Annotated in this window: 11 protein-coding genes; 7 read left to right on the top strand and 4 right to left on the bottom strand. The window is 39.9% G+C overall.

Going from position 1 to position 12,711, the window contains the following annotated elements:
- Positions 1-182: 182 nt before the first annotated feature.
- Positions 183-1,127, bottom strand: a complete 945-nt coding sequence (gene rarD, locus FCL54_RS19125) for an EamA family transporter RarD (RefSeq protein ID WP_171016929.1) — start codon at positions 1,125-1,127, stop codon at positions 183-185.
- Positions 1,128-1,571: 444 nt separating this feature from the next.
- On the opposite strand from rarD, the gene FCL54_RS19120 reads away from it, so the two are divergent.
- Positions 1,572-1,751, top strand: coding sequence for a DUF6954 family protein (locus tag FCL54_RS19120; protein WP_138128535.1), 180 nt, complete (start codon positions 1,572-1,574; stop codon positions 1,749-1,751).
- Between the two features lie 35 nt (positions 1,752-1,786).
- On the opposite strand, the gene FCL54_RS19115 is transcribed toward FCL54_RS19120, so the two are convergent.
- On the bottom strand, positions 1,787-1,915 hold the full coding sequence (locus FCL54_RS19115) for a YflJ family protein (protein ID WP_138128534.1): 129 nt from the start codon (positions 1,913-1,915) through the stop codon (positions 1,787-1,789).
- Positions 1,916-2,155: 240 nt separating this feature from the next.
- Between FCL54_RS19115 and FCL54_RS19110 the strand changes: the two genes are divergently transcribed.
- From FCL54_RS19110 to FCL54_RS19080, 6 genes are all read left to right on the top strand, one after another.
- The gene (locus FCL54_RS19110; RefSeq protein ID WP_138128533.1) at positions 2,156-2,527 is read left to right on the top strand and encodes a DnaJ family domain-containing protein; all 372 of its coding nucleotides are present in this window, start codon (positions 2,156-2,158) and stop codon (positions 2,525-2,527) included.
- Positions 2,528-2,696: 169 nt separating this feature from the next.
- The gene (locus FCL54_RS19105) at positions 2,697-4,013 is read left to right on the top strand and encodes a lysine N(6)-hydroxylase/L-ornithine N(5)-oxygenase family protein (RefSeq protein WP_138128532.1); all 1,317 of its coding nucleotides are present in this window, start codon (positions 2,697-2,699) and stop codon (positions 4,011-4,013) included.
- Between the two features lie 271 nt (positions 4,014-4,284).
- A complete protein-coding gene (locus FCL54_RS19100) occupies positions 4,285-5,232 on the top strand; it encodes a hypothetical protein (RefSeq protein ID WP_138128531.1) in 948 nt (315 codons plus the stop codon).
- Between the two features lie 24 nt (positions 5,233-5,256).
- Positions 5,257-6,900 (top strand): putative sodium/potassium/calcium exchanger, encoded by a 1,644-nt coding sequence (locus FCL54_RS24250; protein ID WP_181954890.1) that lies wholly within the window; start codon positions 5,257-5,259, stop codon positions 6,898-6,900.
- Positions 6,901-7,217: 317 nt separating this feature from the next.
- Entirely contained in the window at positions 7,218-8,165 is a 948-nt protein-coding gene (gene murB, locus FCL54_RS19085; protein ID WP_138128530.1) for a UDP-N-acetylmuramate dehydrogenase, read from the top strand.
- A 174-nt stretch (positions 8,166-8,339) separates the two neighbouring features.
- Positions 8,340-9,683 carry a cytochrome P450 gene (locus FCL54_RS19080; RefSeq protein ID WP_246055347.1) on the top strand — a complete coding sequence of 448 codons (1,344 nt, stop codon included), beginning with the start codon at positions 8,340-8,342 and terminating at the stop codon, positions 9,681-9,683.
- A 106-nt stretch (positions 9,684-9,789) separates the two neighbouring features.
- Here the strand turns inward: FCL54_RS19080 and FCL54_RS19075 are convergent, their stop codons facing one another.
- A complete protein-coding gene (locus FCL54_RS19075; protein ID WP_246055346.1) occupies positions 9,790-10,065 on the bottom strand; it encodes an acylphosphatase in 276 nt (91 codons plus the stop codon).
- 32 nt (positions 10,066-10,097) lie between these two features.
- The gene (mprF, locus tag FCL54_RS19070) at positions 10,098-12,704 is read right to left on the bottom strand and encodes a bifunctional lysylphosphatidylglycerol flippase/synthetase MprF (protein ID WP_281281397.1); all 2,607 of its coding nucleotides are present in this window, start codon (positions 12,702-12,704) and stop codon (positions 10,098-10,100) included.
- Positions 12,705-12,711 lie beyond the last annotated feature (7 nt).

Below are 12,711 nucleotides of genomic sequence, written 5' to 3'. Positions count from 1 at the left end.
TAGGGACACCTCCGATGGTTATGGTGTGGTTACTTTAATTTTATCAGAGGTTGTCCCTATTTTCTTATGAAAACAAAAGAAACAATAAAAAAAGTGGTCCGCATCGAAGATGCGGACCACTTTCAGTTTAATTTACTGGGTTTTGTCCCAGCCTCTTCCTTTTTTGTGGATAACTTTAAGTATTATCCTTCAAAGGATTTTGTTTTGTGAAAGACTCCTGGCTCCAGTTTGGTGAAAAACTTTGTACGTGCCAGAGAAAAGACGATTAACGCGATCCAAATAAATATAAAGGAAACAAGATGGGTCGTTGTAAATGATTCATGGTACAAAAAGACACCTAATATAAGTTGAAGCGTTGGTGCAATGTACTGCAGAAAACCAATCATAGAAAGAGTTATCCGGTTTGCGCCGCTTGCAAACAAGAGCAGCGGAATAGCGGTTACAATACCTGCGCCAAAAAGCAGTAATGCGGTAGATGTTTCCGTTAAATGAAAAGCATTATAGCCACCCGTGTTCAAAGAACTCAGATAAATCAGTGCCACAGGAGTAAGGATTAAGGTTTCGATCGTTAATCCTGTAAGTGCCCCGAGGCTCGCAAGTTTTTTTAACAATCCATATATACCGAAGCTCATCGCGAGACTTAACGCAACCCATGGAACCGAACCAAAATGAAAGGTCATGTTTAAAACGCCAACAAGTGCCAGCATAAAGGAAACCAGCTGCCAGAACGATAGTCTTTCTTTTAAAACCAGGATTCCAAGCAAGACACTGACAAGCGGATTGATATAATAACCTAGGCTTGTTTCAATCACATGATGGTTATTTACAGCCCATATATAGGTAAACCAATTTATACTGATAAATATAGAAGCAAGCGTGATGCCGACTAACTTTTTTCGGTTGCGAAGGAGCTCCCGAAAATCCTGTTTGAACTTCTTCAATTTCTTTGTGAAAACAAGTACTAGAATCATAAATACAAAGGACCATAGGATCCGGTGTGCTAGTATTTCACCCGCCGGGATATTATCAACCAGTTTCCAGTAAAGAGGTAGGATTCCCCAGAGGAAATATGCTCCTGCCGCAGCTGCAATGCCGATCAGCTGTTCGTTTGCCTGTTCCGTTTTCATTGCCAGGACCTCACTTTTCCAAATAATAAGGTAAGTTTAGAAGGATTTGGGAAGAATTACAACCTAAATGCTCTGATTTCTCTCTTCATTTTTATGGGGAAATATTCACCGGAATGCTAACAGTAGAAGAACTGACTTTTGTTTCTGTCAAAGGTATAAGCTTTGGGAGATAAGGAGGATAACAATGAGTGGTTACCAACAGGGGAATTCGCGATTCTGATCATCGATGTGAAAATGGGGGTAAGAACCAGGCAGACCTCACCTAATTGCATGATAGGGACGGCACCTCCGAGCATTGGGTTTTAAAGCGTGTAATAGGGAGATAATAATGAAAGATATGCCTGTTCCCTTTTAAGTGGAAGGGACAACGCTTTTTTGTTACTGTGTATCAGACCCACAACATCTTTATATTACGAGTTTTTAAAAGTGATAAGGAGAGTAAACATGGGAAAATTGATTTTATTAATTTTATTAATCTGTGCATATATAGCAGTTACTTTTTTCGGCTTAGGTCCGGTGCTGCTAGCTGATGGTTCTCAATCAGAAAGATTCCTGACTTTGTTGGTTATCCTGGCATTGTACGGTCTATTGACCTTAATCCTCGTGCGGGTGCTTAGAAAGTAAAAAGGGGAGGAGTACGGACCTCCCCCCAAAACATCTTACTGATGTGCTTTTAATAAGTTAGCTAGTCTAGAAGTTTTGTACTTCTCGATCTTTCTGCTCTCATGGTAACGAACGCCAAGTTTCTTTAATTCGTTCACATACCAGCCTTTGCTTCCTACATGCATTCGTAACACCCTTTCTAAAATAGATTTAAACCGCCTTAAAGGCACTTATCATTCAACCGTCCCACATTGTAACATCCATAAACTTTTCTCGAAAAGGGGATAAAAGAGATTTTCTTTAAAAAATATTAAAAACTTATAAATTCGCTGTTTGGTAACAGAATCATGTGACAAACTCTGTAAAAAAAACGATAATAGAATTAGGGGGCGATCCCTTATGTTTACTTTGAAAGGAGAATGCTAATGGATATTGCCTGGCTGGTCGCTGAGAATAAAATCAAGGAAGCGATGAACGATGGTGAGTTTGATAACCTGCCCGGTAAAGGAAAGCCGCTTCAGCTCGATGATCTTTCCAGTATTCCAGAGGAGCTTAGAATGGGCTACCGTTTGCTGAAAAATGCAGGATATGTTCCCGAAGAAGTGCAGCTTAAGAAAGAAATGATGAAGCTGGAAGACCTCCTTGATTGCTGTAAGGATGAAAAGGAACGCCAACAACTGAAGAAGAAATTGAGCGATAAGCTGATCCGCTTCGATAATCTTATTGTAGAACGAAAGATGCATACTCCTGCTTTTGATTATTATAGAGACAAAATATATAAGAAGATAAATGATTAAACAGGTGCCATGCATCTGTTTTTTTGATTATAAAGAGCAATTAACAAGAATCGAGTCGATTTTTTAAAAGTAGGACAAACTGAATGCGATTCTAAAAAGTCCTCTCGTTTTAACCAAAACAGGCAGGGGTATATCAATAAAAAGCTAGGCGGCAGGAGGATATTTACAAATGAGCGACCAGAAAATATACGATCTAATCGGCATAGGAATCGGGCCATTCAATCTAAGCCTTGCAGCGTTGATAGAACCGATTGATGAAATAGAAGCCCTGTTTTTTGATAAGAGCAAAGAATTTGATTGGCATACCGGAATGCTGATAGAAGGTTCAGATTTGCAAGTCCCGTTTCTTGCAGATCTTGTAACTCTTGCAGATCCGACAAGTTCCTTTTCTTTTTTAAACTATTTGCGGTTCCATAATAGATTGTATCAGTTTTATTTTTTTAATAGGTTCGATATACCGCGCAAAGAATATAATGAGTATGCTAAATGGGTGGCAGCACAGTTGGAGTCTTGCAGGTTCGGCTGGCAGGTTATCGACGTGATCGAGCATCAGGAAGAGAACCCGCATTATGAGATTGTAGTTTATAACGAAGAGAGTAGACTCAAGGAAAGCTATTTAGCACGTCACATCGTTCTTGGCACCGGAGGAGTTCCGAATATCCCCGAAGGGTTTAAAGGATATCCAGGAAAAGATGTTATTCACACGAGCCAATTCTTAGATAAAGTAAAAGAAGCAAAAGATTCAAAAGCGATAACTGTCGTTGGTTCCGGTCAGAGCGCTGCTGAAGTGTTTTATGAGCTTTTACAGGAACAAGACAGGCATAATTATAAATTAACATGGTTTACCCGGTCTGCAGGATTCTTGCAGTTGGAGTCCGCAAAGCTGGGTCAGGAGGTTTTTTCCCCTGATTATGTAGAATATTTTCATGCTCTCCCCTTTGAGCAAAGAGTGGAGGCACTTCCTAAGCTCGGTCAGCTGAGAAAGGGTGTTGATCCTGAAACACTAAAGCAAATCTATAACCTACTCTATCATCGGTCTATTGGCAGGAAACATATGAATGTAAGGATTCAGCCTGCAACTGAGGTGAAAGGAATCGAAACCGCTCCAGAAGGAAACAGCTACATACTAAAATGCAGGCAATGGCAGGAGGGCCGTTCATTTGAGTATCAAACTGATAAAGTATTTCTGGCTACGGGCTACAAGCCTCATGTTCCAGAATGGATAAACCGATATCGCGACCAAATGGAATGGGAAGATAAGAAGCGCTATAAAATAACGGATGATTATAGGCTTGTTTTTAAAGACGATCGCCCAAACCAGATTTTCACTGTAACAAACATAGAACATTCACACGGTGCCGGCGCTACGAATCTTGGATTATCTGTTCACAGGAATCAGCAGATCATCAATAGAGTCGCTGGCAAAGAAATCTACCCATTGATGGAAGATACAATTTTTCAAACTTTCTCTTCCAAAGAACTGTAGAACTTACTGTAATCGGTAAGTTCTTTTATTTTTCATTTTAGAAGTGTGGGACCTAAAGTATTGGAGACGGTTTATTAGGGGTTAAGAGTAGGGTTTCTACAATTTTTCACACTCACTTCAGAGCAATGGATTATTTAAAATTTCAGACTTTTATTAGGATAAAAGTACTGTTTTCTATTAGATGGCTTTTAACGGACAAAAACCGCCAAATTTTTCAGAAGATTATTTCAGGAACTTACTATTGTACTATCCATTGAAAGGAGGTGAGATCATGCACTTCCGAGGTTTAATCTTAAAAGGGCTTCTTGCGGGAGCTGTATTGTTTTTTCCGTCTGATGCTTTTGCAGAAAAGAATGACCAGGCTAAGGATCATAACGGCAAGTCAGCTGAAGAAGTAATTTCGAAGACGGTTGAGGCAGCTGCAGGGAAAGAACCAGGATCGATAAGCCCAATGTCTGAGGATGGACAAAAAGTTGAGCAAAAACCTGCTTCAGCAGACCATTCCAATTCTCATAAGCCAGATAAAAGCGAGAAAACGATTCAGTTGCCAGATACAGCAAGTGAGAAAGCCCAAAAGACTGTCAACTCTGCCGTTAATAAAGCGGCAAAAAAGTTACCGTTTGGAAAACCGGAAAATATTCAGGGGCAACAGAAAGGGCAGAAGAAGGGGAACAAACCATCCATTAGTAATAAAGAAAATCATCCAATAGATAAAAAGGATGGAGAATCTTCTAAGAAGTCCTTACATACCGTTGATGTCAAAGAGAAAACAAAAAAGACTGAGGTTAAAACTAAACCTATCAAACCGCAACCGGAAAAGAAAGAGACTCCACCTATAGCTACCAGCAAGAAAGATCATAAAAAGAAGGTCGAGGAAACGGATAACGAAGAAATGGATAAATCAGATGCAAAGAAAGGCAGTGATTTTCCATATCCTCAAGAAAAACTTCCAAACGATATTCAGGTTATCACTTCTTCACACAGTACAAAAACGCCAGGGGGGTCATCTAAAGACCGGACAGGTAATGGTTCCAGTTCAGGTTATGTTGATAAATGGCTGGAATTGGACCAGTATTGGAACTTTAAATTAACTCAGCCTTTTGTTTCTCGGGCACATGTTTATCGAAATCAATGGGTAAATGCCCCACCGTCTCCACCGCCGGAAACAGCTCCTTTTTTCTTAATCACAATGTTCGATAAAGTCACGAATAACGATTAATTAAAAAAGGGAGCGAAATTAAAAATGAAAATTAATGTTAAAGGAAATACAGTTGTGAAATCTTTGATGATGGCAGGAGTTCTTTCAGTTGGAGTATTTGCTGGAGGGCATATTAGTGAAGCAGCAGGTCATGGCAAGCATGCAACGGAAAAAGCAAAAGTGGAGCAAACTTCTGATTTTAAAGAAGTTCGTGTAAAAAAAGCAGCTAAGCCTGCAGCTAATAAAGCAAAGTCCCAGGCCAGTGTAAAAGCAAGTGCAACTGCTAAAGCTCATGCTTCGGCTAATTCTGCAGTAAAAGCAAAAGCAGGTAAGGATGAAACAGAAGCAGAAGAAGAGGAAGCAGTTAAAACAGATGTTGAAGAAGCGACCAAAACTGAAGCGGCAGAAGCTGAGGAAACTGACACAGAAGCGGCTGAGCAGGCAGAAGTGGAAACTTCTGAAGAACCAGAAGTAGTTGCTAAGGATGATGAAGAGGAAACTAAAGAAGAGGTTTCTCTTTCTAAAAAAGCACATTCTATGGCAAGCGAAAATGCCAGCCAAACAGCTAAAATGAACGCTGCTCCAAATTCAGCAGTTCATGCTTCCCTTGATACTGAATCAGAAGAAGCAACGGAAGAAACCGAAGAATTGGAAGCAACTCCAGTTGAAGAACCAGAATCTGAAGAAAAAGTTGATCTATCTAACGAAGTAATTACTAAGCCTGAAGATGATGAAGATACAGTAGATGTAGTAGTAGAAGATGAAGATGAAGATAACGATCTTGATGAAGATAAAGAAGAAGTTGATCAAGACAAAGCTTCAGATTCAGAAGATACTGTAATCAAAGAAGAGGAAGATCATGAAGAAAAAGCTTCTGAAGAAGATGAAGACAAAGATTCTGAAGCAACAGAAGAAGAATCTACTGAAGAAAATGCAGAAGAAAAAGTTAATCCTTCAGTTGCAAACAAAGCAAAAGCAATGGGAAGCGTTAATGCTAGTGAAAGAGCTCATGAAGTAGCTTCATTAAACTCTGCAGTTCGTGTAAACGAAGAAGCTGAAGAAGCAACAGAAGAGGCAACTGAGGAAGCAACAGAAGAAGCAACAGAAGAAGCAACAGAAGAAGCAACTGAGGAAGTAACTGAAGAGGCAACTGAAGAAACAACAGAAAAAGCGACAGAAGAAGCAACAGAAGAAGCAACAGAAGAAGTAACTGAAGAAGCAACAGAAGAAGCAACAGAAGAAGCAACAGAAGAAGCAACTGAGGAAGCAACAGAAGAAGCGACAGAAGAAGCAACTGAGGAAGTAACTGAAGAGGCAACAGAAGAAGCATCTGAGGAAGTAACAGAAGAAGCAACAGAAGAAGTAACAGAAGAAGCAACAGAAGAAGCAACAGAAGAAGCAACTGAGGAAGCAACTGAGGAAGCAACAGAAGAAGCGACAGAAGAAGCAACTGAGGAAGTAACAGAAGAAGCAACAGAAGAAGCATCTGAAGAAACAACAGAAGAAACAGTTGAAGTAAGTGTTTCACTTCTAAACAAATTGGCTGCAATGGCTGGTATTAATGCTAGTGAAACTGCAAAATTACATGCTTCTGAATTCTCTGCTGTCCTTGCTGCACTTGAAGAAGCTGTAAATGAAGAAGAAGTTGCTACAGAAGAAGCAACGGTTGAAGCTGAAGTAAAAGAATAACTGTATTTCATAAGCCGGGGAACTTCCCCTGGCTTTTTTTAATTAACTGAACAAGCACTTTTTTCATACACTTTTATAACAGGAAAAAATGTGAATCTACATGCTCTGTTAAATTTTTTCAGAAGTTTTAATGGAATACCTCGTAATAAGCCGTGAAATAAGCTATCTTAGAAGGAGCCGGGAAAAAAACAACTGCAACGGTTGGATATAAAAGTGTTTTTACGAAAGTAATAAAAGTTTGATTATGTTTAATTAGTGTTATTAAAATATATAATGTAATAAAAACGAACCAATAGCTTCAGATAGGAATGATAAGTATGAAAATAGAAACTGTTTTTTCCGAGTTAAAGCAGCTGGTGAAAGCGGAAAATGTTAAGTTCGATGAACCTTTATTTGATTATACGTATACAAAGATGGGTGGTAATGCAGACGTATTTGTTACCCCGTCAACTTATGAAGAAGCACAAAAAGTTATAAAATATTCCATTCAGCATGAAGTTCCGGTAACCTTTTTGGGAAACGGTTCGAATGTCATCATTCGTGATGGCGGAATTCGAGGAATTGTATTAAGTCTGGCAAATTTAACTGATATATCGTTAAAAGAATCTAAAATAGTCGCACAGAGCGGTGCAAGGATTATTGATGCTTCTAGATTTGCGTTAGAACATGACCTTACAGGACTGGAATTTGCCTGTGGAATTCCCGGAACAGTCGGAGGAGCGGTATATATGAACGCTGGGGCATACGGCGGAGAGCTAACGGATGTGTTAGACCATGCAGTTGTTCTAACTTCCGGTGGAGAGTTGTTAAAGGTCGACAAAGAAGAACTTGGCCTGGAATATCGTAAAAGTCTTGTCGCTGAAAAAGGTTACCTCGTTTTAGAAGCAACATTTAATATGGAAGATGGAAACCATGACAAGATAAAAGAAAAAATGGATGAGCTTACTTATTTAAGAGAATCTAAGCAGCCGTTAGAGTATCCTTCATGTGGAAGTGTTTTTAAGCGCCCTCCAGGTTATTTTGCAGGAAAGCTGATTCAGGACAGCGAGCTTCAAGGTGTCCAGATCGGCGGGGCTCAGGTCTCAACCAAACATGCTGGTTTTATCGTAAACGTAGATAATGCAACAGCAAGTGACTATATCGCAGTCATTGAGCATGTCCAAAAGACGGTAAAAGAGAAATTTGGAGTGGAATTGGAAAGAGAAGTTAGAATCATCGGTGAAGATCCTGCAACTGCCAGGGCTTCTGAATCACTTTCAGGTTAAACTCTTTTAATTAAATAAAATGAATCAGTGTTCCATTTTCGAAGAGTTTCCTTTTATAAAGGGAGCAATCGGATGATGAGAACACTTTTTTTTATGCTTTTTCATTGCCAAAAGAGATTAAAAAGGAATCCACCCATAAAATGAAGAATTAGGCAATCAAAAGGAGTTGATTCCATGCAATCGGCCAGGCAAGCTATGTCCCCAAAAGGAAAGTTAATAAGCGGACATTTAAAAGAATTCCGTGAAGATCCCCTTGCTTTCTTAACGAATCTAAGAAATCGATATGAGGATGTTGTTAAACTGAGGTTTGGACCAAAGACGATTTATGTTATTACCAAACCAGAGATGATAAAAGAAGTACTCGTAACAAAGCAAAAAGCCTTTTTGAAATCGAGGGCGTTTAAAGAGCTGAAGCCTTTTCTCGGGGAAGGGTTGTTAACGAGTGAAAAAGACTTTCATATGCGGCAAAGAAGGTTGATGCAGCCCTCATTTAAAAAAGGGCAGATACAGCGATATGCTGATGACATGGTTGAAATAACGCAGAATTACATAAAAGGATGGCAAGAGGGAGAAAAGAGGGTGATTACGAATGACATGATGAACATTGCACTTGCAATTATTACAAAGACAATGTTTAACATGGAGATTCAAGTAGGCCATGAAGCAGTGGGGAAACCGATCGATAACGCCATGAAAATCGCTACCGGTAAAATAAGGTCTCTTATCAAAATGCCGAGAAACCTTCCTACTAAACAAAATCGCGAATTTAATCAGTCGATAAAAATACTGGATGAAGTAGTGTATGGGTTAATTGAGGAAAGAAGAAAGGATAATACTCGTTCCTACAATGACCTTTTATCGGTCTTGATGGAAGCAAGGGATGAAGTGGACCAAACAGGAATGACAGACCAACAACTCCGTGATGAAGCGATGACTGTTTTCCTTGCAGGCCATGAAACTACTGCAAACGCCCTGTCATGGACCTTTTACCTTCTTTCTCAACATCCTGAAAAAGAAGCAAGGCTACAGAAAGAAATCGATACAATGCTTGAAGGAAGGCCCCCAACTGCTGATGATGCCGGAAGCCTCCCTTATACTTCAGCTGTTATCATGGAAAGCCTGCGGCTTTATCCTCCGGCATGGAACTTTGGAAGAGAAGCGTGTGAAGATATTGAAATAGGAGGATATGCATTCAGGAAGGGAGATACACTCATGATTAGCCCTTACTTAATGCATCATCATCCAGGGTACTTTGAAGCGCCAGAAGAGTTTATTCCAGAACGATTCGAAAACAATTTTTTACGAACAGTTCCTCCGTATGTGTATTTTCCGTTTGGTGGAGGGCCGAGAGTGTGCATCGGAAACCATTTTGCAACAATGGAAGCAACGCTTGTGCTGGCAACTATCGTGCAACACTATTCGCTAGAATTGAAGCAAAGACTGGATGAAATCATACCGGAACCCTTAATAACCCTCCGTCCGAAAAACGGCATAAACATGGTTGTCCACAAAAGGTAGAGCGAAACTCCAAATCTAGGAGGAACCCTCTGTGGATAAAAACCATCAGAAAAGCTATCAGAAAAGCTATTATAAAAGTTATCCACATTTTTTATGGGGTCAGACCCTAGTGTGTTATGTGGAATGAATTATAGTCTTTCAAGTCGGCCATTTCTTTGCGGTCGACTTTTTCTACATAGGAGTAGGGGCTGCCTTTTTCGATGGCACTGATGAAGCTTTCTGCTTCAGGAAACTCACCCTGTATGTCCATCTCGACTGTCTCATCCGGATTGTTTCTAACCCAGCCGACGATGTTGTGATGTGATGCCTGCTGCTGAGTATAATAGCGAAAACCAACCCCCTGTACTCTGCCATGCACTACAATATGGAAACGTTTTTTCACCTTATTCATCCTTTCATTAAGAGCTACTAGAACTACTTTTCCCCATTTTGCATTGGGGAAACAATTTCTTTTCCTGGTTTGGCCCGTTTTTTTGATATCAAAAGCGAAAGCTGCAACATTGTCATCGGTAGGTTGTTTCGGTAAGCAAGGTATTTGGGTTCCCATCGTCCGCGGAATTTTTCTTTATACTTTCTGATCCCTTTGAATTGGTATACAAAGTTACCGTGCTTGTAAATAAGTGCTGCGATCTTTTCACTTACGAATGAATATCTTGATTGGCCGACATTGGAAAGAGGAGCCATTCCAAGATAAAACCACCGATAACCTTTATCCCTGGCATGTTGAAGAATCGAGAGGAACAGCATATCCATGGTTCCGTTCGGGGTATCGCTTGTGTGTCTCATTAAGTCTATAGACAATGATTCACCGTTGTCATAGACTGGCATGATTGTAGCAAAAGCTTTCAACTGCCCTTCGCTGTCTCTAAGTACTGCGAGAGGAGTTAACTGAATATAATCCCTGTCAAAAAAGCCAAGAGAAAAGCCTTTTTCCTTTTTACCCCCCAGCCATTCCGTAGAAACATGTTCCAATTCTTCAAGCAAGCTTGTTGAAAAAGGAGGAGAAACCATTTCAAATTGAAAGCCCTCTCGCTCGAACTTATTTTTGACTGCCCTCAAACTAGCATTTTTTTTACCCGAAAGTGAAAATACGTTTAAATCAACATATGCTTCCTCCCCAAGTTTGAAAAAATCATAGCCTGTCTCATGGTAAAGAGATAGATTATTTTTATCTATCTGGTAAAAGACGGAGGCCAGGCCATATTGGTCAGCAAAAAGCTGGAACTCTTCTATTGCTGACCGAAATTCGCCAGGCTCCCCGATCGGGTCGCCTAAAACTACCAGGCTGTCCCCCATTTTTCGGTACATCATTAATACATGGCCTGTTTTATTCCAAAAAGCTTGTTTATCCTTCAAAAAGATTAGATGCGTTAATGCATTTCCGTTATAGTTTTTAAGAAAAGCTTCTACTTGCTTGATATCTAAAATGGTTTTCCCTTGAAAAATAGTTCGCTGTTTGTAAAAACCGTAACTGATAATGATAAGCAAAATAGCAAGGACCAGGCCGATCAAACTACTTATTAGAAGCTCTTTTGGCTGTAATACAAACAAGTCTCTTATTTCAGCCGGCACTTTTAATGTAAGAAACGGCTCATTCAAGAAGCCAACAAGGATATATAAGGTTAGCACGATGATAAGAAGAAGGATCTCAACAAACATAGATGTAACGGTGATCGGATAGCTTACCCGGTAAAACCTGTGCTGAGAAAGCTTGAGAAGCATTGCGATAAACAATAAGAAAAGTGCCTCCTCATAATCAAACCCCTTGGAAAAGGTAAATACGGCACCAGCGATTAAAACAGCAAATGTTAACTTATAGGCAGGTTTTACCCTGTGAAGAATACTCCTGGCCAAAATTAGTAAAATGATTCCAGATGTTACAGAAAGCTGATGGGATAAATTCATTAAAGGAGAAGAGAGAAGGTTCTCCGCTACTTTTAATCGTTCTAAAATTCCCGGGGTCGCAGCAGAGAGCAACAGCAGCAGACCGCTGAGGAAGATTAAAGCAGCAAGTGCCCAATGGCTGACGTTATACAAGATAGATTTAGGAAACACAGAAATGCTTTCCCACCAGAGAAGTGATTTCTTCGTTTTTGCAAAAGTAGTGAACATTATTTTTTTTGTTTGGGAAACAAACTCAGTGGAAGCAAGGACTAATCCAATAATCCATGGAATGATATAGTAGAACAGCCGGTAAAAAATTAAAACTAAAAGGGCGTTCTCAGATGAAATTCCGTAAAGTTGAAAGCCGATCAGCATTATTAAATCGAAAGAACCAACTCCGCCTGGTATCAGACTGATAGCGCCAGCGACGGCTGCTGCTATGAACAGAGCTAGCAAATGTTCATAAGAGATTGGTATTTTAAGAATATATGAAACAGAAAAAAGTGTAAGACTGGCGAATAGCCATTCTATTAAAGAAGCACCTATCATTCCAACTACAAGGATAATATCATTTTTGGAAAGGGACACTCCCTTTTTTGCCAAAGATAACCGTGAGATGATAAGGTACCCGGGCAAATAAAGGGCGATCGCCGAGAGAGCAAAGAATAACCAGGAATGGGTTTCTAAAAGCGGTTTGATTGAAACAATTCCTGTAACCGGAAGCCATGCCAATAGAGAGAGACCGGTAAGCATTAATGGGGTAGTCCATACAATAACAGAAATAAGCCTCGATAAATCTTTTTCATACCTTTTGTAAAAAAGTCCCCTCAAGCTGGCTCCGGCAAAACCCCCGAATCCAATAACATTGTTAAATGTATTGGAGATCCAGCCGAATTTAACTTGTTTTGCAAAGGGGATAGGCAGGTTAAGGTAGCGAATGATCAATAAGTCATAAAGAACCATTGAGCCGATAGCGAATATTCCTATGGACAACATTCCGGCGATTTGGGACGGCATCATGGATTTGATATGCAAAAGTAAATCACCGGCACGAAGAGTATGGATCTCTTTCTTCCCTTCCATATAAATCACCAAAAGAAGGAGGATGGGAAATACGATTTTGAATATACGAATCATTAGTGTT

The organism is Exobacillus caeni, from assembly GCF_005747095.1.
GTDB classification, from domain to species: Bacteria; Bacillota; Bacilli; order Bacillales; family Guptibacillaceae; genus Exobacillus; species Exobacillus caeni.
This window is presented reverse-complemented; position numbering and strand designations above follow the sequence as displayed.